The following is a 21,038-nucleotide window of genomic DNA, read 5'->3' on the forward strand; positions in this document are numbered from 1 at the left end:
CTTTATTGGGGCCCGACAGGGGTGGAGGTTGGAATACGGTCGCCGAAGTCATCGTCGGAGTCGTCCGTGGAGTCGTCGTCGGATGCGTTCGGCACGGCATCGTCCTGCTCTTCGTTTTCAGGGCTCGATACGCGCGCGGAGCCTGCCGCCTCGACGATGGCGTCGCGCAGCAAATCGAGGCCGGCGCCACTGCGGGCGCTGATAAAAACGCGGCTGATTTTATCATATTCATCACGTTCGACCCCGGGCTGGAGGTCGGCCGCATCAATCTTGTTCCACACAAGGATCTGGGGAATATGGTCGGCGCCGATTTCGCGCAGGACGTCGTTGACCTGCTCGATCTGCTCCATGCGCACGTCCGACGAACCGTCGACCACGTGCAGCAGCAGATCGGCGTGGATGGTTTCTTCCAGGGTGGCGCGGAAGGCGGCCACCAGTTGGTGCGGCAATTCGCGCACGAAACCGACGGTGTCGGAAATCACGACGCTGCCGACCTCGTCGTTCAGGTAGAGGCGGCGGCTGGTGGTGTCGAGCGTGGCGAACAGCTGGTTCGCGACGTAGACGCCGGCCTTGGTCAGCGTGTTGAACAGGGTCGACTTGCCGGCATTGGTATAGCCGACCAGCGACACCGAGAAGGTGTTGTTGCGGCCGCGCTGGCGGCGCTGGGTCTCGTGCTGCTTGCGCAGCTTGACCAGGCGCGCACGCAGGGCCTTGACGCGCTCGCCGATCAGGCGGCGGTCGGTCTCGAGCTGGGTTTCGCCAGGACCGCGCAGGCCGATACCGCCCTTTTGCCGTTCCAGGTGGGTCCAGCCGCGGATCAGGCGCGTGGCCAGGTGCTGCAGCTGGGCCAGTTCCACCTGCAACTTGCCCTCGTGGCTCTTGGCGCGCTGGGCGAAGATGTCGAGGATCAGGCTGGTGCGGTCGATGACGCGGCGGTTCAGGCGGCGTTCGAGGTTACGCTGCTGGGCCGGCGAGAGTGCGTGGTTGAAGATGACGATGTCCGCATTCTCGACGGTCGCCGCCTGGGCGATTTCGTCGGCCTTGCCGCTGCCCACAAAATAGGCAGGATCGGGGGCGGAGCGTTTTGCGGTGATCGTGGTGATCGGCTCCGCGCCGGCCGAGCGCGCCAACAAGGCGAGCTCTTCGAGACTGGCGCTGAAGTCGACAGCGCCAAAATCGATGCCGACCAGCGCGGCGCGCATGGTACTTGTACCGAGGGCGTCAGCCATCGGCCTTACTCAGCTTCGGAATCGAGGTTGAGATTGACGGCGCGAGCCGGCACGACGGTGGAAATGGCATGCTTGTACACCATTTGGGTGACGGTATTGCGGAGCAGGACGACGTATTGGTCGAAGGACTCGATGTGGCCCTGCAGTTTGATCCCGTTGACCAGGTAGATCGAGACAGGGACGTGCTCTTTGCGCAAGGCATTGAGGAATGGGTCTTGTAACAGTTGCCCTTTGTTGCTCATAACAGCTCCGTAATGTTGTTGTAGTTTAAAAATTGGAGGCTAATGCCGCCATTTCAAGTGGACGGGGCAAGATTCAGCTTTGCGAACGATGGCCTGGGCTTACTGTAACCTGTTTTACCCTTTTTTGTCGTACTGCTAGGCTTAAGAAAACATTAAACCCAGCAATAGGTCCGCGTTGAAAAGGCGATTATCCGAAAACGATTATCCTTCGCGCTTATCGAAAGGATTTTTCCCGCTGCGCAGTTCGATGCGCAGGGGCGTACCGATCAGGTTGAAGGTGTCGCGGAAGTGTTTTTCCAGATAGCGTTTATACGGTTCCGTGATGCCGTCGAGGGCATTCCCGTGGATGACGATGATCGGCGGATTCTGGCCGCCCTGGTGGGCGTAACGCATCTTCGGACGCGAGCTGCCCTTGCGCTTCGGCTCCTGCTTCTCGACGGCTTCCTGCAGCGCACGGGTCAGGCGCGGCGTCGACAGGTTGGCGGTGGCCGCGGCATACGCCGAATCGACCGACTTCATCAGTTGCGAGACGCCGCTGCCCTTCAGGGCCGAGATGAACTTCATTTCGGCAAAGCCGAGGAAGTCGAGCTTGCGGTCGATGTCGTTCTTGACCTGGTCGCGCTGGTCGCTGGTCAAACCGTCCCACTTGTTGACGGCCACCACCAGCGCCCTGCCCGACTCCAGGATGAAGCCGGCAATGTGCGCATCCTGCTCGGAAATATCCTGCTGGGCATCTAGCATCAGCACGACCACGTTCGCTTCGGTCACTGACTGCAGGGTCTTCACGACCGAGAATTTCTCGATGGCTTCGAACACCTTGCCGCGGCGGCGGATGCCGGCGGTGTCGATCAGGGTGTATTGCTTGCCGTCGCGCTCGAACGGCACTTCGATCGAATCGCGGGTGGTGCCCGGCATGTCGAAGGCGATCACGCGCTGCTCGCCAACCAGGGTGTTGATCAGGGTCGACTTGCCGACGTTCGGACGGCCGACCAGGGCGATCTTCACGCCGCGGTCGGCCGCTTCGAGTTCTTCCTCGTCGGCCGGGCGCTGGGCAAAGGCCAGGTCCAGCGCCTCGATCACCAGGTCGGTCACGCCGTCGCCGTGGGCGGCGGAAATGACGTAGGGGTCGCCCATGCCGAGCTCATAGAAATCGGCGGTGACCGAGGTGTACTTCATGCCCTCGGACTTGTTCACCACGAGCATGACCTGGCGTCCGGACTTGCGCAGGAAGTCGGTAATGGTCTTGTCGTGCGGGGTCAGGCCCTGGCGGCCGTCGACGATGAAGACGACGATGTCGGCTTCGGCCACGGCCTGCTTGGTCTGCAGGGCCATCTCGTGCATGATCCCCTCCTTGGCCACCGGCTCGAAACCGCCGGTATCGATGACCAGGAAGGGCCGCTCGCCGATCCGCCCTTCGCCGTAGTGGCGGTCGCGCGTCAGGCCAGGGAGATCGGCCACCAGCGCGTCGCGCGAACGGGTCAGGCGGTTGAAGAGGGTCGACTTTCCGACGTTCGGGCGACCAACGAGTGCAATTACCGGCTTCATGTATTTATTCTATTCGACCGCGATGGCGGCCACAGTTCCATTTTGTGTTTGAAAGATCAGGTTACTTCCGGCCACCAGGGGCGTGCCGCTGACGGCGCCGCCGTCGAGGGACAGACGCGCCAGCATGCTGCCTTCTTCGCGCGACAGGAAGTGGATGTAACCCTGGTAGTCGCCGACTGCGACCGCGCGGCCGTAGGACAGCGGAGTCGACAGGCCGCGGAAGGCCAGCTTGTCGTTTTTCCAGACGCTGGCGCCGCTGTCGCGGGCAAACGCATGGACGGCGCCCTTGTCGTCGGCGGCGAAGACGAAGCGCTGGTCGACGGCCACGCCCACTTCCGAGGACAGGTCGCGGTTCCAGCGCGGCGAGCCCGAGGCCAGCTCGAAGCAGGACACGCGGCCCTGGTAAGAGACGGCGCAGACGTCGGATTCGAAGATTGCCGGCGCGCCGCCGATGTCGGTCACGCGCTCGAGTTCGGTGGCGCCGCGGGCGACGCCGACTTCGACTTCCCAGCGCGGTGCGCCGGTGGCCATCAGGAAGGACGTCAATTTGCCGGCCGGCTGGGCCACGACCACGTCTTTTTCGTACACCACCATGCCCGGCGCATTGCGCAGGGTCAGCGGCGGCGACGGACGCTGCACGGTCCATTTCTTTTCGCCGGTGGCGGCGTCGATGCCGACCACGCGGTTGTCGATCGAGCGCGCCACGACCATGCCCTGGCCCACGGCCGGGGCGGACAGGATTTCGCTCGACAGCTGGGTCTTCCAGAGCGCCTTGCCGTCCATGTCGAAGGCCATCAGCACGCCCTTGGCGGCGCCGACCACGATCACGTTGCCGTCGGTGCCGACGCCGGCGGTCAGGTCGGAACCTGCCTTGATGCGCCACATCGGGCGGCCGTCGGCTGCTTCGACGCGGGCGATGTTACCTTCGGCGCTGGCCACGACCAGGGTGTTGCCGGCCAGCGCAGGCGAGAACTGGTAGCCACGCGCCTTGCCGATATCGAGCTTCCATGCGGTACGCACGGCCATCGACGCCTTCAGTTCTTCCAGCTTGGCCGGCTCGTTGGTCTTGTCCTTCGACGAGAAGGGATTGAGCGAACTCAAGGTCGAGCAGCCCGTCATCAGGGCCAGGACACCGACACCAACCAGCTTACGGGTAATACGCATATTCTTTTAGCCTTGTTCTTAGTCTGAAGTCTGAACTCTATAAAGCCGCAAAGCCCGCCCCCGCCAGGAAGGCGGACGCGGGCCGTATCCGACAACGATTACGCTGCTGCCTTCGGTGCTTCCGGAGCGGTGCCGCCGATGGCTTCGAGCTTGATGCGCACCAGCTGGCTGCCAGGATGCTTCGGACCCATGGCGGCCAGGGCGGCAACGTAGGCGTTGCGCGCGTCGGCGATCTTGTTCTGCGCAACCAGCACGTCGCCCTTGCGATCCTGCACTTCGGCAGCGAATTGCGGAAGGAACTTTTCATTCAGCAGCTTCATGGCGCCGTCGTAGTTCTTTTCGTCCAGCAGCACGCCGGCCAGGCGCAGTTTCGCGACCGACTGGTACTCGTCGTTGCCGTTGTCGACCACCCATTGCAGCTGGGTCTTGGCGGTCTTCAGGTCATTCGCCTCGAAGGCGGCCTTGGCGGCGCCCAGGGCGCTCATCTGCGCATAGGCGGTGCGCTTGAACTTGTCCTGGATGTCGGCGGCGATGCGCTGGGCCTTGGCGTTGTCGTTGGCGGTGACGGCGTCGCTCAGGGTGTCGTACAGGGCCGAGGCTTCGGTCGACGACTTGCGCTGGTGCTGGTTCCAGAAGTTATACGCGGCGAAAGAGCCGAGCGCGATGATCAGCACCCAGGTGATCAGGTTGCCGTACTTGGACCAGAAAGCCTTGAATGAGGCAATCTGTTCTTGTTCTTCGAGGTCGTATGCCATGGTCGTTCGTCTGTCTTGTGGTTATAGATGGATCGATGGATCGCTTGCTTACTTGCTGCGGCTGCTGTTACGGATGATAGTGCACGTGATCGTGGTCGTGGTCATGTTCGCCGATGATGGCGTCGACCACGTGGTCGACCACATTCTCGAAGGCGACGCTGGCCTGCTGCTGCTCGCCCGCTTCGCCACGGAGCGACTTCACGGCCGCCACGTTGTTGGCCACTTCGTCTTCGCCCAGGATGACGGCAAAGGCGGCGCCGCTGGCGTCGGCCTTCTTCATCTGGCTCTTGAAGCTGCCCGCACCGGCCGGCGTTGCGCAATGTAGCACAACATCCAGGCCGGCATCGCGGAATCGCTCGGCCAGGATGAAGGCCTGCACCTGCGCTTCTTCTCCCTGGTGCACCATGTAGACATCGCACTGGCTCGGCGTGGCCGGTTCGCCCAGGCCTTTCATGAGTTCCACGATACGCTCGATGCCCATCGCAAAACCGACGCCCGGCGTGTGCTTGCCGCCAAAGGTTTCGATCAGCGGATCGTAGCGCCCGCCCGCGCAGATGGTGCCCTGCGAGCCCAGCTCGTCGGTGACCCACTCGAACACGGTGCGGTTGTAGTAATCGAGGCCGCGCACCAGGCGCGGATTCACGGTGTACTGGACGTTGTTACGGTCGAGCAGTTTCTTGACGCCGTTGAAGTGGGCCAGCGATTCCTCGCCCAGGTAGGACAGCAACTGCGGCGCGCCGTTCACCATCGCCTGCATGGCCGGGTTCTTGGTGTCGAGGATGCGCAGCGGGTTGCTGTGCAGGCGGCGCTGGGCTTCGGCATCGAGCACGTCGCTGTGCTGCTCGAAGTAGGCGATCAGGTCGGCGCGGTGGCGGTTGCGCTCCTCGGCGTTGCCGATCGAGTTCAGTTCCAGGCGCACGTTCTGCAGGCCGAGGTCATCCCACAGGCGGCGGCACAGCATGATCAGTTCGGCATCGATGTCCGGGCCGGCAAAGCCGACGGCTTCCGCGCCGAACTGGAAGAACTGGCGATAGCGGCCGCGTTGCGGACGCTCATGGCGGAACATCGGGCCCTTGTACCAGAGGCGCTTCGGGCCTTCATAGACCATGTTGTGCTCGATCACTGCGCGCACCACGCCGGCCGTGCCTTCCGGGCGCAGGGTCAGCTGGTCGCCGTTCATCGAGTCTTCGAAGGAATACATTTCCTTCTCGACGATGTCGGTCACGGCGCCGATGGCGCGCGCGAACAGGCGGGTTTCCTCGACGATCGGGGTGACGATCTTCTGGTAGCCGTAGCTTTTCAGGATCGTTTCGGCGGTGTTCTCGAACAGTTCCCACAGCGGTGCGTCGGCTGGGAGGATGTCGTTCATGCCTTTGATGGCATTGATTTTTTCTGGTTTGGACATGTTATATGCTCTGCTATCGGCTGATGCGGTGGTTCTTTTGTAGGGTGGGCTCTTGAGCCCACGCGGTACGGCATCTGATCCGTCGCACCGCTTCACACGGTGGGGTACGCAATGGTACGACCGCGTGGGCACAAGTGCCCACCCTACGGTTTTTGCCAACGATTCGGTTTTAACCAACGATTTCGGTTTGTTTGCCGTAATTTTTCTTCACGTAATCCAGCACAATCGTCTGGAACTCATCGACGATCCGCTCGCCGCGCAGCGTGGCAAACTTCTGCCCGTCGACAAACACCGGCGCCGCCGGCGATTCGCCGGTGCCCGGCAAACTGATGCCGATGTTCGCGTGCTTCGACTCGCCCGGACCGTTGACGATACAGCCCATCACGGCCACGTTCATCGCTTCCACGCCCGGATACAGCTTCTTCCATTCCGGCATCGAATCGCGCAGGAAGGTCTGGATGTTGTCGGCCAGTTCCTGGAACACGGTGGACGTCGTACGGCCGCAGCCCGGGCAGGCGATGACCATTGGCGTGAACTTGCGCAGGCCCATGGTTTGCAGGATTTCCTGCGACACCACGACCTCTTTCGTGCGGTCGCCACCCGGCTCCGGCGTCAGCGACACGCGGATGGTGTCGCCGATGCCTTCCTGCAGCAGCACCGACAGCGCGGCCGTGGAGGCGACGATGCCCTTGCTGCCCATGCCGGCTTCGGTCAGGCCCAGGTGCAGCGGGTAATCGCAGCGGCGCGCCAGTTCGCGGTAGACCGCGATCAGGTCCTGCACCGCCGAGACCTTGCACGACAAGATGATCTTGTCGCGCGCCAGGCCCACTTCTTCGGCGCGCATGGCGTTCTCGATGGCCGAGGTAATCAGGGCTTCGTACATCACGGCCTGGGCGCTGAACGGGTTCGTGCGCGCGGCATTCGCGTCCATGATGCGCGCCAGCAGCGACTGGTCCAGGCTGCCCCAGTTGACGCCGATGCGCACCGGCTTGTCGTGCCTGATCGCCACTTCGATCATCTGGGCGAACTGGGTGTCGCGCTTGGCGCCCTGCCCCACGTTGCCCGGATTGATGCGGTACTTCGACAGCGCGGCGGCGCACTCGGGGAAGTCGCGCAAGAGGATGTGGCCGTTGTAGTGGAAATCGCCGACCAGCGGCACGTCCACTTCCATGCGGTCGAGCTGCTCGCGGATCGCCGGCACGGCGGCCGCCGCTTCCGGCTTGTCCACGGTCAGGCGCACCATCTCGGAACCGGCGCGCGCCAGCTCCTTGATCTGGATGGCGGTGCCGATCACGTCGGCGGTGTCGGTGTTGGTCATCGACTGCACCACCACCGGGGCGTCGCCCCCGATCCAGACCTTGCGCGCGCCGTGCTGAACCAGCACGCGGCGGCTGGCGCGGCGCGCCATCGGTCCGGAAGGAATGGGCATATTCATGGCGTTCATGCTGTGTTCCCGATTATCTGTTCAGTACTTATTTGATCGTGACGCGCGAGATCGTCTTGCCCGGCACCGGCGGCAGCGCGACGGCGGCGCCGCGCAGCGTGGCCGTGACGCCGTTCGGGTTGCCGACCACCAGGGTCGCCGTGCCCGGTACGTCGACCGTTTCGGTGCTGCCGGCTTTTACCAGGCGCGAGATCAGGGCTTTGCCGCCTTGCGGACGCACTTCGATCCAGGAATCCTCGCGCACGCTCAGCACCAGGGTGTTGGCGCCTGCGGCCGGGACGGCCACGGCAGCCGGGGCAGCGCCAGGCGCCGCGACAACGACCGCATTCGTGGCCGGCGCGGTCGTGGCAGGCGTCGCCGGTGCCGCCGGTACGTTCCCTGCGGGCGGCGTGGCGGCATTCCCGGCCGGTGCGGTGGCTGGTGCATTGGCTGGTGCGTTTGCGGGCGCGGTTGCTGGTGCGTTTGCAGGCGCTGCGCCGTTCGCATCGCCCTGCGCCGGCACCGAAATCAGCGGCACGGCCGGGTCGTGGCCCGTATCGGGAACGGCGCCGGTGGTGGCGCCGTCAGCCGGGACGGTCGGCACGGCGTCGCTGCCGGCCGTGGCATCGCCCCCCGGCAGTTTGATCAGGCCGAAATTCCAGGCGGCGCCGGCGGCGGCGGCCACGACGACGATGGCGGCAATCCAGCCCAGCGGCAGGCTGGAGCGCCGGCCATGGGTCGGGAAACGCGATTCCGAGAACGAGGTCGGGCGTTCACGGCGGGCAACGGCGGCGTCGGTATCGCTCGGCACCGGTTCGTCGATCTTGACCATCGCCACCAGCGGCGCCGGATCCAGGCGCACGATCTTGGCGTAGGCGCGCACGAAGCCGCGCGTCACGGCGGGGCTGGGCAGCGCGGCGTAGTCGCCGGCTTCGATCGCCACCACCTGGCGCACCGCCAGCTTGAGCTGCTCGGCTACCTGTTCGACGCTCCAGCCCATCGCTTCGCGTTGGGCGGCCAGCGTGGCGCCAGGGTGGCTGTGGTGGTTGGCCGGCGTGGCGCCCTGGTCTGCGCGCTCTGATGTCATTGTCGTCTCACTCATCGAATGCCCCGCGCTCGTACGCCGCGAACTCGGGCGAGCCCGGGAAGCGCCGCCGCAGCTGCGCCAGCAGGCTGGCTTCGTTCGCGCGCTCGCCGGTCTTGCGGCCGACCCGGATGGCCAGCCACAAGGAATCGGCGGACAGGGTGTCGAGGGTCGACACTTCCGTCAGGCGGTGTATGAAAAAACCGGCGCGCTGGAAGTCGCGCCGCTCATAGTACACCCGCGCCAGGCCGGCGCTGGTGGCCGGCAGGTTCGGGTTGTAACGCAGCGCATTGAGCAGGTAGCGCTCTGCCGCGTCGATATTCTTCGTCTTCAGGCTGCACTGCCCGGCATTCACCATGGCGCTCACCGGCGTGCGGTAGGCCGGGTTCGCGAGCGCGGCGTCGAACTGGCGCATCGCGTCAAGCGGGCGGTTGGCGCGCTGGCACAGGTAGGTGCCGTAGTTGTTGGCGAGCTCGGGGTTGCGCGGCGCGAGGCGCAGCGCGTGCTGGTAGTTTTCTTCCGCGAGCGGCAGTTCGTTCATCGCGGTGTAGATCAGGGCCCGTACGCCATAGGCGTCGGCGTAGTCGCCGTCGGCGGCGATCGCCTTCTTGATCTCGTCGAGGGCGATCTCGTACTTGCCGTCCTGGTAGTACTCGACCGCCAGCTGCAGGCGGATCGCGGCGCGCTTCTCGGCCTGGGTCTGGTCGGACGCGGTCTTCAGTTCGGCCGTGGCGCCGCCGTTGCTGCCCGTGTTGTTGCTGGCACAGGCCGTCAGCAGGCACAGGGCAAGCGCCACCGCCATGCGGGTGCACACTGCCCTGTTCATTCCCGCGACTGCCTGCGCGCCGGTCAAGAAGGAATCTCCACGATGCGGCCGAAGTCGGCGCCGAATTTCTTCTGGTACTCCGCCATCTTTTCCATACGCTCGGCGACCTTGGTGCGGTCCTTGACCTCACCGGCCAGCTGGCCGCAGGCGGCATCGATGTCGTCGCCGCGCGTCTTGCGCACGGTGGTCACGATGCCGGCATTCATCAGCACTTCGGCAAAGGCCTTGATGCGCGGGTTCTTCGAGCGGAACAGGCCCGATTCCGGGAAGGGATTGAACGGAATCAGGTTGAACTTGCAGTTCACGCCAACGACCGGATCGTTCACCAGCGCGATCAGTTCGCGCGCATGCTCGTCGGAGTCGTTGAAGTTGTCGAGCATGCAGTACTCGAAGGTGATGAAGTCGCGCGGCGCAAATTCCAGGTAGCGCTTGCAGGCGGCCATCAGTTCGCGCAGCGGGTACTTCCTGTTCAACGGCACTAATACATCGCGCAGCGTGTCGTTCGACGCGTGCAGCGACACGGCGAGGGCCACCGGCACGTCTTGCGCCAGCTTGTCGATGTTCGGCACCACGCCCGAGGTCGACAAGGTCACGCGGCGGCGCGACAGGCCATAGGCGTTATCGTCGAGCATCAGCTTGAGGGCGGTGGCGGTCGGCTCGTAGTTCAGCAGCGGCTCGCCCATGCCCATCATGACCACGTTGGTGATCTGGCGTTCGCCTTTCGGGCCGGGCTCGATGCCCTTGGTGCGGCGCAGCTCGAACTCGGCCATCCACAGCTGGCCGATGATCTCGGCCACCGTCAGGTTGCGGTTGAAGCCCTGCTTGCCGGTCGAGCAGAAGCGGCAGTTGACGGCGCAGCCGGCCTGCGTGGAGATGCACAGCGTGCCGCGGTTTTCTTCCGGGATGAACACGGTTTCCACGGCGTTGCCGTTGCCGACGTCGACCAGCCACTTGCGGGTGCCGTCCGTCGAGGTATTGTCGCTGATGATGCCCGGCGAGCGCACCTCGGCGCGGGTCTTGAGTTTTTCGCGCAGCGACTTGGCGAGGTCCGTCATGTCGTCGAAATTGCTGGCGCCGAACTGGTGTATCCAGCGTTGCAATTGTTTTGCGCGGAACGGCTTCTCACCCAAATCAGCGCAATAAGCGACGAGTTGCGCGGGATCGAAGTCCAGCAGGTTGGTGAGAGTCGTCATGGTGTTCCGGGTACGTGATAAAGATGAAACGAACCCCGCTCGCCGGGCCCGAGGCAGCAGGCAAGCGGGGCGTAATGCCGAGACCGATTACTTCAGTTCTGGGAAGAAGTAAGCGATTTCAACTTGTGCGGCTTCGACAGCGTCCGAACCGTGGACGGCGTTGGCGTCGATCGAATCGGCGAAATCGGCGCGGATGGTGCCTTTTTCAGCTTTCTTCGGATCGGTCGCGCCCATCAGGTCGCGGTGCGCCAGGACGGCGTTCTCGCCTTCCAGGACCTGGATCATGACTGGACCCGAGACCATGAAGGTGACCAGGTCGTTGAAGAAGCCGCGCTCCTTGTGGGCAGCGTAGAAGCCTTCAGCCTGCTCGCGCGACAGCTGGGTCATACGGGCTGCAACGATCTTCAGGCCAGCGCCTTCGAAGCGGCTGTAGATTTGGCCGATCACGTTTTTTGCAACTGCGTCTGGTTTGATGATCGACAGGGTGCGTTCGATTGCCATGTAAAAACTCCAATAAAAAGAAAGGTTTAAATCGAGAAGTTGAGAACTCAATCAACCTTCGATTTTACCATATATGCGTCCATGTAACCCAGAATGCGGCGGGGAGGGGCAAAGTGGCGAAAGCGCGTTGGAAAAACGCCCGGTGCAGCGAGGCCGGTAGCTTGCGGCACGGAACTTATGAATAACTTAAACGGCCGGCCTGTCCATACTCCGCGTGACAACTGCATGCTATGCTGGCACCGAATTATCCTACCAACGGAGGCACACTCATGAACCCTATCCTGCAAAAGCAACCCGCGTACGACGTGGCAGTTGGCCAGGTCACGCGCAACAAGGTCCTGCGCAACACCTTCTGGCTGCTGGCCCTGTCGATGATCCCGACCGTGCTCGGCGCCTTCATCGGCGTCACCATGCAGCTGCCGATGCTCGGCGGCGCGATGGGCTTCATCATCTTCCTGGCGGTTGCCTTCGGCTTCATGTTTGCCATCGAAAAGACCAAGGACTCCGCGGTCGGCGTGTTCGTGCTGCTCGGCTTTACCTTCTTCATGGGCCTGATGCTGACTCCGCTGCTGCGCCACACCCTGGGCTACAGCAACGGCGGCACCCTGATCATGACCGCCTTCGGCGGCACCGCCTGCGTACTGGCCGTGATGGCAAGCATCGCCACCACCACCAAGCGCGACTTTTCGGGCATGGGCAGCTGGCTGATGGCCGGCGTGATCGTGCTGCTGCTGGCCGGCTTCGCCAACATCTTCCTGCAGATCCCGGCGCTGACCGTCGTGTTCTCGGTGCTGGCCATCGCGATCTTCTCGGCCTTCATCCTGTATGACGTGCAGCGCATCGTGAACGGCGGCGAAACCAACTACATCAGCGCAACCCTGGCGATCTACCTCGACGTGTACAACGTCTTTGCCAGCCTGCTGCGTCTCTTGGGCATCGTGGGCGGCGACGACTGATCTTTACGCGAGCAAACAACAGCCGGCCTGCGTGGACGGCTTTTTTTCGTCCATAGGGTACAAAAACAATTGCGCCGAGGCATTTAGCCCATGTTGTCACGTATGATCGGGCTTTCCATTCCACCAACAAGCATGGACGCCGCCCGCCTTCCCTACGACCTGCTGGCCAGCCCCGGCGCCATCCGTGCCGGCTATGCCGCGCGCGACTGGTCGAGCAGCCCGGCCGGGCATCCCGCCGATTGGGGGCCGGTGCTGCGCAGCGCGGTCGGCATGATCCTCGATTCGCGCTTCCCGATGTTCATCGCCTGGGGGCCGCAGCTGGTGATGCTGTACAACGAGGCCTACATCGAGCTGCTGGAAGACAAGCACCCGGCCGCCCTCGGCACGCCGCTGCGCACGGTCTGGCCGGCGCTGTGGAACGGCGTGCAGCCGCTGGTCGAGCAGGCCATCGCCGGCCTGCCGACCTATGGCGAAGACGTGCCGCGCATGATCACGCGCGCCGGCGCGCCGTTCGAGGCCTGCTTCACCCTCGCCTATTCGCCGTTGCGCGACGAGCGCGGCGACATCGGCGGCGCCCTGTGCGTGATCAACGAAACCACGGCGCGGGTCGCCCTCGAGCGGCGCCAGGCCCTGCAGCTGCAGCTGGCCGACCGCCTAGGCGGCATGCTCGATGCCGACCAGATCGCCGAGGTTGCCAACGATACGCTCGGGCACTACCTGGGCGCCTCGAATATCTTCCAGGGCGTGAATGACGAGGCGCGCGGAAGCTTCCGCATCCGCGCCCACTGGACGCCGCAGGGCAGCGGCGAACTGGTCGGCCGGGAAGCGTTTCACGCCGACTTCGGCCCCGAGGTCATGGCCGAACTGCGCGCCGGCCGCGCCCTGGCGGTCGAAGACGTTCGCACCGATCCGCGCACTGCGCCCTTCCTCGGCGCCTACGAGCGGCTCGGCATCATGTCGCTGCTGGTCCAGCCCTATGCGCGCCACGGCCGCCTGCTCGGGGGCCTGAACGTGCTCGACCACCGCCCGCGCCGCTGGACTCCGGAAGAACGCGAGCTCGCCTCCGACATCGCCGAGCGGGTCTGGAGCGCCATCGAACGCGCCGACAGCGCACGCGAGCTGCGCACGGCGGTAGCGCGCCAGTCCTCGCTGCTGGCGATCTTCGAATTCCAGCTCGGCCTGGCCGACGCCCTGCGCCGGCTCGACAACGCCGACGCCATCCTGCGCGACACCGTTGCCCTGCTCGGCCGCTTCCTGAAGGCCAGCCGCGTGGTCTACGGCGAATACGACGCCGAACGCCGCCAGGTCACGTTCCAGGCCAACTACGTCGACGGTGTCGACGCGCTGGAAGGCAGCTACGCCACCATCCACTTTGGCAGCGGCAACTTCGAGACCCTGGAACGCGGCGGCACCTGGGTCTCCGACGACCTGGAACAGGACCCGCGCACCGGCGCTCCCGATGTCTGGCCAGCCTACCGCGCACTCGGCGTGCATGCGGGCGTGGCCGTGCCGCTCAGCCGCAACGGCGCCCTGATCGCCTGCCTGTTCGTCAACCAGGCGCACGCGCGGACCTGGAGCGAGGACGAGCTGCGCGTGATCGCCGACGTTGCCGAGCGCGCCTGGAGCGCCATCGAACGGGTGCGCGCCGAGGAAGCGCTGCGCGCTGCGGACCGCCGCAAGGACGAGTTCCTGGCCATGCTGGCGCACGAGCTGCGCAACCCGCTGGCGCCGATCGCGGCGGCGGCCCAGCTGCTCACCCTCGGGCCGGAAGACAGCGGCCGGGTTGCCCGCACCAGCGGCATCATCAAGCGCCAGGTGGCGCACATGACCGGGCTGGTCGACGATNCCCGCTGGCGCCGATCGCGGCGGCGGCCCAGCTGCTCACCCTCGGGCCGGAAGACAGCGGCCGGGTTGCCCGCACCAGCGGCATCATCAAGCGCCAGGTGGCGCACATGACCGGGCTGGTCGACGATCTGCTGGACGTCTCGCGGGTGACGCGCGGCCTGGCCGTACTGGAATGCGCGCCGGTGGACCTGAAACGGGTGGTGGCCGACGCCGTCGAACAGGTGCGCCCGCTGGCCGAGGCGCGCAGCCACGAACTGGTCCTGCAACTGGCGCCTGGACCGGCCTTTGCCGCAGGCGACCACAAGCGCCTGGTGCAGGTGCTGGCGAACCTGCTGAACAACGCCGCCAAGTACACGCCCGAAGGCGGACGCCTGGGCCTGTCGATGGCCGTGGATGCGGACGGGGTGACGATGGCCGTGACCGACAACGGCATCGGCATCGCGCCCGATTTGCTGCCGACCGTGTTCGAGCTGTTTGCGCAGGCCGAGCGCACCCCGGACCGGGCCCAGGGCGGGCTCGGACTGGGGCTGGCACTGGTGAAAAGCCTGGTCGAACTGCATGGCGGCAGCGTCACGGCCGCCAGCGCCGGGCGCGATTGCGGCAGCCGATTCACGGTGCGCCTGCCGCGCAGCGAGGCGCCGATTGGAGCCGGGCTGGCGCCGGCCGCCATGGCCGGCAAGCCTGCCGGCGCCGGATTGCAGGTGCTGGTGGTCGACGACAACATCGACGCCGCCAACACCATGGCGATGCTGCTGGACGCGGCCGGCTACCGCGCCACCGTGGCGCACGACCCGCACGAGGCATTGCGCCGGGCGCGGGCGGACGGCTTCGACGCCTGTCTGCTCGACATCGGCCTGCCGGGGATGGATGGGCACGAACTGGCGCGCCGCCTGCGTGCGCTGCCCGGCACTGCCGGCGCCTCCCTGCTGGCCGTGACCGGCTATGGTCAGCCCGATGCGGCGCAGGCTGGCGCATCGGCCTTCGACGCCTACCTGCTCAAGCCGGCCGATCCGGAGCAGTTGTTTGCCTTACTCGGGCAGCGCGCAAGAAATCCGTAGCCGATGAGACGTAGGGTGGGCGCTCCTGTGCCCACGCGTAAAGCTAGCGTCATGCAAGCGTCACGCGTGGGCACGGAGCGCCCACCCTACCCGTCCACCCTACGGACTTCGCTTACGCCAACTCGAACACGCCAATCGACTCGACGTGCGAGGTATGCGGGAACATGTTGACCACGCCCGCCTTTTGCATCACATAGCCGGCGCGGTGCACCAGGATGCCGGCGTCGCGCGCCAGCGTCGACGGGCTGCACGACACGTACACGATGCGCTTCGGCAGCCAGGCCGCCTTGCCGCTTTCGCGCAGCTCGGCCAGCGCCGTCGCCAGGGCGATCGCGCCGTCGCGCGGCGGGTCGATCAGCATGCGGTCGAATTTTCCGAGCTCCATCAGGTCGTGGGTGGTAACGTCGAACAGGTTGCGGGTATAGAAGGTGGTCTTCGCATCCAGGCCATTCGCTTTCGCGTTTTCCAGCGCGCGCGTGGTCAGCAGGGTGCTGCCTTCGATGCCGACCACTTCGCGCGCCTGGGTCGCCAGCGGCAGCGTGAAGTTGCCGAGGCCGCAGAACAAATCGGCCACGCGGTCCTGCGGCTGCACGTCCAGCAAGGTCAAGGCCTTGTGCACCAGGGCGCGGTTGATCTGGTGGTTCACCTGGGTGAAGTCGGTCGGCTTGAACGGCATGCGCACGCCGAATTCCGGCAGCGTGTAGTACAGCTCGCGGTCGAGCGGGTAGAACGGATACACGGTATCCGGGCCCTTCGGCTGCAGCCACCACTGGATGCCCCACTCGTCGGCAAAGGCCTTGACCAGCTCCTCGTCCTTGGCGCTGAGCGGCGCCATGATGCGCAGCACCAGCGCCGTGTTTTCCTCGCCGACGGCCACTTCGATCTGCGGCACGCTGTGGTAGATCGACAGCGAGCCGATCAGCTCGCGCAGCGGCATCAGCATGCCGCCCAGGTGCGGCGGCAGGATGTGGCAGTAGCGGATGTCGGCCACGAACGACGAGGCACGCTCGTGGAAGCCGACCAGCACCGTGCCCTTCTTCTCGACGTGGCGCACCGACAGGCGCGCGCGGAAGCGGTAGCCCCAGGTCGGGCCGTACATCGGGCGCATGATGTTCTCGGCTTTCACCTTCGACAGGTGCCAGAGGTTGTCTTCCAGGGTGCGCTGCTTGATCGCGACCTGTGCGGATGGCTCCAGGTGCTGCATCGAGCAGCCGCCGCAGACCCCGAAATGCTCGCAGCGCGGTTCGACCCGCATCGACGACGCCTTCTTCAGCGTGACCATGCGGCCCGCTTCCCAGTTCTTTTTCTTGCGCTTGACTTCATAGCTGACGCGCTCGCCCGGCAGCGCATCCTCGACGAAGATCACCTTGCCCTGGGTTCCGTCCTCGTTCTCGAGGTGACCGACGCCGCGCGCATCCGCGTCCAGCGATTTGATATCGATAAAAATTTCTTGCATTGGAAAGGACGTAAGGTGGGCACTCCGTGCCCACGCGGAATGCTGATTATTGTTGGCGGATCAAACGGCAAACCGGTATCGCGAATTCAGGCCTGCGGCCGAGAAAATGGATATCGCTGAACACGGCGCAAAACCGCCGCATCATAACAAGGAATCGCGCACGACGCCACGTGCCGCCATCGCCCGCTTCAGCTTCACCAGCGCCTCCTGCTGGATCTGCCGCACCCTTTCCCGCGTCACGCCCATCTCTTCCGCCAGGGTCTCCAGCGTGGCCGGATCGTCGTTGTCCAGTCCGAACCGGCGCATCACCACCACCCGCTGCTTCTCGGGCAGGCGCGTCAGCCAGTCGCGCACCAGCAGGGTCATTTCGTGCTGCTCGGCGCGCGCATCCGGGCTGTCGTCGTTCTCGCCCGGCAGCATGTCCATCAAACTCGACCCCGGGTCGTTGTCGAGCGGCGCGTCGAGCGAGGCGGCGTGCTCGGACAAGGCCAGGATGTCCTGCACTTCTTCAGGCTGGCGCCCGAGCAGGCTGGCGATGTCCTCGATGCTGGCGTCCTTGCCGTCGTGGTGCTGGACCTCCAGGTGGTACTTGGCGCGCAGCACGGCGTTCAGTTCGCGCACCATGTGCACCGGCAGGCGCACGGTGCGCGCCTGGTTCATGATGGCGCGCTCGATGCTCTGGCGGATCCACCAGGTGGCGTAGGTGGAGAAACGGAAACCGCGCTCGGGCTCGAACTTGTCGATGGCGCGCATCAGGCCGATGTTGCCCTCCTCGATCAGGTCGAGCAGCACCACGCCGCGGTTGATGTAGTGCTTAGCGATCGAGACCACCAGCCGCAGGTTATGCTCGATCATGGTCTGGCGCGCGCGGAAGTCGCCGGCCTTGGCCAGGGTCGCAAAGTGCACTTCCTGCGCGGCCGTCAGCAGCGGGCGCGTGCCGATCTGGTTCAGGTAATGCTGGGTGGTGTCGGTGGAAAGCTCGGCGGCCAGCACCGTCTTCAGCTCGTCGACGCTGTCGGGCTCGGCGCTGGGGCCGGGCAGCGCCGGGGCGCCGTCGGCTCCATCGGCCACCTCTTCCGGCATGTCCTCGGGATACCTGCAGGAGCCGCCCGCGGAAGACGCGCCGTCGCCCTCCATCTCGTCAGGTAGATCGTCCGATGCGTCTTGATCGCGGGAGTGCGGCGGCTGCGTCATTGGCCCTCTCTAGCGGCTGGGCAGGAACCTCGACGGGTCGACCGGTTTGCCCTGCTGGCGAATCTCGAAGTGCAGCTTGACGGTGTCGGCATCGGAATCGCCCATTTCGGCGATCACCTGGCCCTTGGCCACGTTGTCGCCTTCCTTGACGACGATGGCGCGGTTGTGGGCGTAGGCCGATAGCAAGCTGTTGCTGTGTTTGACGATGACGAGGTTACCATAACCCCGGATGCCACTGCCAGCGTACATTACTTTGCCGGCGCCGGCAGCCATCACGTGCTGTCCGGCGCGGCCGGCGATGTCGATGCCCTTGCTCCGGCCTTCGTCGAAAGTGGCGATGATGCGGCCGTCCGACGGCCACATCCAGCTCAGCTTCTCGTCGTCCGTCGCAGTCACGGTAGCGCCGACGCGCGAACCGGTCACCGCGACGGCAGTTGCACCGGCGCCGGCGTTCACGACATTTTCGGCCTTGTCGCCGCGCTGGGCTTCGGCCACGTTGTCTTCGCTGTACGGTTTCTTGTCGGCGCGCGGCGTCGTCTTGCGCGGCGCCTGCGGACGGCTTTCCGGCGGCATCGGCACCGGCTGGGTCACGGTGCCGTTGCCGGCCACGCGCTCGCTGCCGGGCGGGTTCACGCGCAGCACCTGGCCGACCTTGATGTCGTCCGGATCGGCCAGGTTGTTCCAGGCAACCAGGTCGCGGTAGCTCTGGCCATTGTCGAGGGCGATGCGCAGCAGGGTGTCGCCGCGGCGCACGGTATAGAAGCCGCGCGCATCCTGGCGCGGTTCTTCGGCGCGCGGCGCCGGCGCCGGCCGGCTGTGAGGCTGGGACACAGGGCGCTCGACGACGGGCGCGCGGCGGGTAGCGGTATTGCAGCCGGCCAACAGGCCGAGCATCAGGGTCAGCAGGAATACAGGGTGACGAGTACGTGGACGTTGTTTCATTCTTTTCTAATACCTATTACAGACTGGCAGCGCTCAAACGGTGCCGGGGCGCAAGGGGACGAAATGGCACGATTCCAGCGTCTCGCTGGTCCATTCGGACTTGCCGGTACGGGTGATCCGCTCGAGGCGCTGGACCTGGCCCCCGACCGGGGCCACCAGGCGTGCGCCGATGGCAAGCTGCTCGAGCAGCGCGCGCGGCACTTCCAGGCCGGCCGCCGCCAGGATGATCCCGTCGAAGGGTGCGACCTGCGCGAGCCCAAGCATACCATCCCCGTAGTGCAAACGGAGATTGGATATGCGCAGCGGCCGCAGGTTGGCCTTGGCCAGCTCGTGCAGCGGCTTGATGCGCTCGATCGAATACACTTCCTTTGCCACCCGCGCCAGCACCGCGGCCTGGTAGCCGCAGCCGGTGCCGATCTCGAGCACGCGGCCGAGTGCGGCGTCGGAACCGGGCTTGCCGGCGCGCATAACCTCGATCATACGCGCAACGATATAAGGCTGGGAAATAGTTTGATGGTGCCCGATCGGCAGCGAGGCGTCGATATAGGCCTGGCTCGACAGCGCCGGCTCGATGAACAGGTGGCGCGGCACAGCCTCCATGGCCGCCAGCACGGCGCCATCCTTCACGCCCTGGGCGGCGACCCGCGCCACCATGGCGCGCCGGATCGCTTCGGTGGCCATCAAGTCCGAGCGCTGGACCATGGGCGCGCTTGGCGCAGCCTGCGGCGCATAGCCGGGCGACTTGGGGCCGGGCGGCGGCGCCTTTGGCGGCTGAGCCGCGCCGCCGAGTGCGCGCGCGGCGTTCTGGGTGGCGGTCTGGGGCGTGGCCACCGGCGCCGGCGCGCCCGGCTTGCGCGCGCCCCCGGTCACCGAGGACAGCGGCAGGGGAAAGCGTTTGCCTTCCGGGGCGCCGGAGCGGTCTGTCATGGCCGCCCCTCGCCGGGCCCACTCCCCGCTTCGTCCGCCAGGGCATTGGCCAGCAATTCCAGCTGCGGACGGTGGGTGAGGTCGACCTGCAGCGGCGTCACCGAGATCTTGCCTTGCGCCGTGGCGTGGAAATCGGTGCCCTCGCCGGCGTCGCGGCAGGCGCCGGGCGCGCCGATCCAGAAGATTTCGCGCCCGCGCGGGTCTTGCGAGCGGATCACAGGCTCGGCCTGGTGGCGGCGCCCGAGCCGGGTCGGCGTCAGCGCACCGAGCTGCTCGTAGGGCAGGTTCGGGATATTCACGTTCAGCAGGAACGGCGACGGCAGCATCTCGAAGCGGCGCAGCACCACGTCGCGCGCGGCGCGGGCGGCGGCATCGATGTGGGCCCACCCCGAATGCACCTGGGAAAACGCGATGGCCGGGATGCCGAACAAAAACGCCTCGGTGGCGGCGGCGACGGTACCCGAATACAGGGTGTCGTCGCCCATGTTCTGGCCATTGTTGATGCCGGAAACGACCAGGTCGGGCGGCGCTTCCTGCATGCCGGTCAGGGCGATGTGCACGCAGTCGGTCGGGGTGCCATTGACAAAATAGAAACCATTCGCGGCCTTGGTGACGGACAGCGGACGGTCGAGCGAAAGCGAGTTGGACGCACCGGAGCGGTTGCTGTCGGGCGCGACAACGATGATCTCCGCCACCGCCGCAAGTGCGTCGGCAAGGGCGTTGATGCCGGGGGCGAGGTAGCCGTCGTCGTTACTGATTAGGATTCGCATCACGCGATTTTACCTGAAGCAACTGCCGTATCGCGCACCGTCGTTACATAAATTCTGGCCCCGGGGGAGCGCCCGCAGGGCCGCCGTTGCACCCGGGCGACGCCCCGCCGCCCGTTGCCAATCCGGCAATGCCGATACCGGATCGCTAACGCAAGGCCAGCGAGCGCCCGCCGGCCGCTTCGATCAGGGCGCCTTCGAGCGACGCCACCTCGTCTTCGGTGAACGCCAGCAGGGCATCCTTGTCGCCATCCTCGAGGTAGACCTGCTTGATCAGGGCCACCCCGCGCCGCCGCAGCGCTTGCGCCACGCCGGGCCGCAGGATCGTTTCGCGCAGGCTGTCGGCCAGCGCGCGCGCTTCTCGTCCGCGGCGCGTATCGGCCAGCTTTTGTAATTGCGACAATGTGTGGTCGAGCAGGTCGTGCGGCGCCTGCGTGGCCTCGTGCCCGGCGGCGCCGGCCGGGTCTAGCGCGCCGCCGCGCCCGCCTTCGTGCGCACGGGCGGCATGTGCAAGGGCGGCGCGCCC

The 21,038-nt window shown here is 65.6% G+C and carries 18 protein-coding genes and 3 pseudogenes; 4 read left to right on the forward strand and 17 right to left on the reverse strand.

All coding sequences use genetic code 11. The features are described from left to right. Positions 1 to 2 precede the first annotated feature (2 nt). The 11 genes from hflX to ndk form a co-directional block, all read right to left on the reverse strand. Complete coding sequence (gene hflX / locus QWL29_RS22800) at positions 3 to 1,202, reverse strand: GTPase HflX (RefSeq protein ID WP_305825161.1); 1,200 nt, start codon at positions 1,200 to 1,202, stop codon at positions 3 to 5. A gap of 32 nt (positions 1,203 to 1,234) precedes the next feature. After that, a complete protein-coding gene (gene hfq, locus QWL29_RS22805; RefSeq protein WP_026354376.1) occupies positions 1,235 to 1,471 on the reverse strand; it encodes an RNA chaperone Hfq in 237 nt (78 codons plus the stop codon). A 201-nt stretch (positions 1,472 to 1,672) separates the two neighbouring features. Continuing rightward, on the reverse strand, positions 1,673 to 3,016 hold the full coding sequence (gene der, locus QWL29_RS22810; RefSeq protein ID WP_305825145.1) for a ribosome biogenesis GTPase Der: 1,344 nt from the start codon (positions 3,014 to 3,016) through the stop codon (positions 1,673 to 1,675). A 9-nt stretch (positions 3,017 to 3,025) separates the two neighbouring features. Beyond that, positions 3,026 to 4,180 carry an outer membrane protein assembly factor BamB gene (gene bamB, locus QWL29_RS22815; protein WP_305825146.1) on the reverse strand — a complete coding sequence of 385 codons (1,155 nt, stop codon included), beginning with the start codon at positions 4,178 to 4,180 and terminating at the stop codon, positions 3,026 to 3,028. A gap of 98 nt (positions 4,181 to 4,278) precedes the next feature. Next, complete coding sequence (locus tag QWL29_RS22820; protein ID WP_305825147.1) at positions 4,279 to 4,935, reverse strand: YfgM family protein; 657 nt, start codon at positions 4,933 to 4,935, stop codon at positions 4,279 to 4,281. 67 nt (positions 4,936 to 5,002) lie between these two features. After that, positions 5,003 to 6,340 carry a histidine--tRNA ligase gene (hisS, locus tag QWL29_RS22825; RefSeq protein ID WP_305825148.1) on the reverse strand — a complete coding sequence of 446 codons (1,338 nt, stop codon included), beginning with the start codon at positions 6,338 to 6,340 and terminating at the stop codon, positions 5,003 to 5,005. A gap of 169 nt (positions 6,341 to 6,509) precedes the next feature. Further along, on the reverse strand, positions 6,510 to 7,784 hold the full coding sequence (gene ispG, locus QWL29_RS22830; RefSeq protein WP_305825149.1) for a flavodoxin-dependent (E)-4-hydroxy-3-methylbut-2-enyl-diphosphate synthase: 1,275 nt from the start codon (positions 7,782 to 7,784) through the stop codon (positions 6,510 to 6,512). Positions 7,785 to 7,812: 28 nt separating this feature from the next. Continuing rightward, on the reverse strand, positions 7,813 to 8,850 hold the full coding sequence (locus QWL29_RS22835; protein WP_305825150.1) for a RodZ domain-containing protein: 1,038 nt from the start codon (positions 8,848 to 8,850) through the stop codon (positions 7,813 to 7,815). Positions 8,851 to 8,857: 7 nt separating this feature from the next. Further along, complete coding sequence (pilW, locus tag QWL29_RS22840; RefSeq protein ID WP_305825151.1) at positions 8,858 to 9,673, reverse strand: type IV pilus biogenesis/stability protein PilW; 816 nt, start codon at positions 9,671 to 9,673, stop codon at positions 8,858 to 8,860. Between the two features lie 23 nt (positions 9,674 to 9,696). Continuing rightward, positions 9,697 to 10,866, reverse strand: coding sequence for a dual-specificity RNA methyltransferase RlmN (gene rlmN, locus QWL29_RS22845; RefSeq protein WP_305825152.1), 1,170 nt, complete (start codon positions 10,864 to 10,866; stop codon positions 9,697 to 9,699). Positions 10,867 to 10,953: 87 nt separating this feature from the next. Further along, entirely contained in the window at positions 10,954 to 11,367 is a 414-nt protein-coding gene (gene ndk / locus QWL29_RS22850) for a nucleoside-diphosphate kinase (protein ID WP_305825153.1), read from the reverse strand. 269 nt (positions 11,368 to 11,636) lie between these two features. On the opposite strand from ndk, the gene QWL29_RS22855 reads away from it, so the two are divergent. The 4 genes and pseudogenes from QWL29_RS22855 to QWL29_RS22865 all read left to right on the forward strand — a co-directional run bounded on the left by QWL29_RS22855 (position 11,637) and on the right by QWL29_RS22865 (position 15,226). Continuing rightward, positions 11,637 to 12,323 (forward strand): Bax inhibitor-1/YccA family protein, encoded by a 687-nt coding sequence (locus tag QWL29_RS22855; RefSeq protein ID WP_305825154.1) that lies wholly within the window; start codon positions 11,637 to 11,639, stop codon positions 12,321 to 12,323. Between the two features lie 663 nt (positions 12,324 to 12,986). Then, positions 12,987 to 13,409 (forward strand): annotated as a pseudogene (locus tag QWL29_RS26965) (GAF domain-containing protein); the annotation flags it as partial. Further along, positions 13,392 to 14,117: pseudogene (locus QWL29_RS26970) on the forward strand (GAF domain-containing protein); the annotation flags it as partial. The pseudogenes QWL29_RS26965 and QWL29_RS26970, both read left to right, overlap by 18 nt. 158 nt (positions 14,118 to 14,275) lie before the next feature. Further along, a complete protein-coding gene (locus QWL29_RS22865) occupies positions 14,276 to 15,226 on the forward strand; it encodes a hybrid sensor histidine kinase/response regulator (RefSeq protein WP_305825156.1) in 951 nt (316 codons plus the stop codon). A gap of 112 nt (positions 15,227 to 15,338) precedes the next feature. Here QWL29_RS22865 and rlmD read toward each other — a convergent pair whose 3' ends face one another. The 6 genes and pseudogenes from rlmD to QWL29_RS22895 all read right to left on the reverse strand — a co-directional run. Continuing rightward, positions 15,339 to 16,682 (reverse strand): 23S rRNA (uracil(1939)-C(5))-methyltransferase RlmD, encoded by a 1,344-nt coding sequence (gene rlmD, locus QWL29_RS22870; protein WP_305825157.1) that lies wholly within the window; start codon positions 16,680 to 16,682, stop codon positions 15,339 to 15,341. Positions 16,683 to 16,823: 141 nt separating this feature from the next. After that, positions 16,824 to 17,876 carry an RNA polymerase sigma factor RpoS gene (rpoS, locus tag QWL29_RS22875; RefSeq protein ID WP_305825158.1) on the reverse strand — a complete coding sequence of 351 codons (1,053 nt, stop codon included), beginning with the start codon at positions 17,874 to 17,876 and terminating at the stop codon, positions 16,824 to 16,826. A 9-nt stretch (positions 17,877 to 17,885) separates the two neighbouring features. Continuing rightward, entirely contained in the window at positions 17,886 to 18,818 is a 933-nt protein-coding gene (locus tag QWL29_RS22880; protein WP_305825159.1) for a peptidoglycan DD-metalloendopeptidase family protein, read from the reverse strand. 33 nt (positions 18,819 to 18,851) lie between these two features. Next, positions 18,852 to 19,745 (reverse strand): protein-L-isoaspartate(D-aspartate) O-methyltransferase, encoded by an 894-nt coding sequence (locus tag QWL29_RS22885; protein ID WP_305825160.1) that lies wholly within the window; start codon positions 19,743 to 19,745, stop codon positions 18,852 to 18,854. Continuing rightward, positions 19,742 to 20,515, reverse strand: coding sequence for a 5'/3'-nucleotidase SurE (gene surE, locus QWL29_RS22890; protein ID WP_305825162.1), 774 nt, complete (start codon positions 20,513 to 20,515; stop codon positions 19,742 to 19,744). Before surE ends, QWL29_RS22885 begins: the two co-directional genes overlap by 4 nt. 145 nt (positions 20,516 to 20,660) lie before the next feature. Beyond that, positions 20,661 to 21,038: pseudogene (locus tag QWL29_RS22895) on the reverse strand (tetratricopeptide repeat protein); the annotation flags it as partial.

The sequence above is a fragment of the Massilia brevitalea genome (genome assembly GCF_030711405.1).
Lineage (GTDB): Bacteria > Pseudomonadota > Gammaproteobacteria > Burkholderiales > Burkholderiaceae_D > Telluria > Telluria brevitalea.

Coding starts and splice junctions, on each gene's coding strand:
- QWL29_RS22880 (WP_305825159.1), bottom strand. CDS start 18,818: ATGAAACAACGTCCACGTACTCGTCACCCTGTATTCCTGCTGACCCTG.
- QWL29_RS22855 (WP_305825154.1), top strand. CDS start 11,637: ATGAACCCTATCCTGCAAAAGCAACCCGCGTACGACGTGGCAGTTGGC.
- QWL29_RS22885 (WP_305825160.1), bottom strand. CDS start 19,745: ATGACAGACCGCTCCGGCGCCCCGGAAGGCAAACGCTTTCCCCTGCCG.
- QWL29_RS22835 (WP_305825150.1), bottom strand. CDS start 8,850: ATGACATCAGAGCGCGCAGACCAGGGCGCCACGCCGGCCAACCACCAC.
- surE (WP_305825162.1), bottom strand. CDS start 20,515: ATGCGAATCCTAATCAGTAACGACGACGGCTACCTCGCCCCCGGCATC.
- rpoS (WP_305825158.1), bottom strand. CDS start 17,876: ATGACGCAGCCGCCGCACTCCCGCGATCAAGACGCATCGGACGATCTA.
- rlmN (WP_305825152.1), bottom strand. CDS start 10,866: ATGACGACTCTCACCAACCTGCTGGACTTCGATCCCGCGCAACTCGTC.
- QWL29_RS22865 (WP_305825156.1), top strand. CDS start 14,276: ATGACCGGGCTGGTCGACGATCTGCTGGACGTCTCGCGGGTGACGCGC.
- hisS (WP_305825148.1), bottom strand. CDS start 6,340: ATGTCCAAACCAGAAAAAATCAATGCCATCAAAGGCATGAACGACATC.
- hflX (WP_305825161.1), bottom strand. CDS start 1,202: ATGCGCGCCGCGCTGGTCGGCATCGATTTTGGCGCTGTCGACTTCAGC.
- rlmD (WP_305825157.1), bottom strand. CDS start 16,682: ATGCAAGAAATTTTTATCGATATCAAATCGCTGGACGCGGATGCGCGC.
- hfq (WP_026354376.1), bottom strand. CDS start 1,471: ATGAGCAACAAAGGGCAACTGTTACAAGACCCATTCCTCAATGCCTTG.
- ndk (WP_305825153.1), bottom strand. CDS start 11,367: ATGGCAATCGAACGCACCCTGTCGATCATCAAACCAGACGCAGTTGCA.
- der (WP_305825145.1), bottom strand. CDS start 3,016: ATGAAGCCGGTAATTGCACTCGTTGGTCGCCCGAACGTCGGAAAGTCG.
- ispG (WP_305825149.1), bottom strand. CDS start 7,784: ATGAACGCCATGAATATGCCCATTCCTTCCGGACCGATGGCGCGCCGC.
- QWL29_RS22820 (WP_305825147.1), bottom strand. CDS start 4,935: ATGGCATACGACCTCGAAGAACAAGAACAGATTGCCTCATTCAAGGCT.
- pilW (WP_305825151.1), bottom strand. CDS start 9,673: ATGAACAGGGCAGTGTGCACCCGCATGGCGGTGGCGCTTGCCCTGTGC.
- bamB (WP_305825146.1), bottom strand. CDS start 4,180: ATGCGTATTACCCGTAAGCTGGTTGGTGTCGGTGTCCTGGCCCTGATG.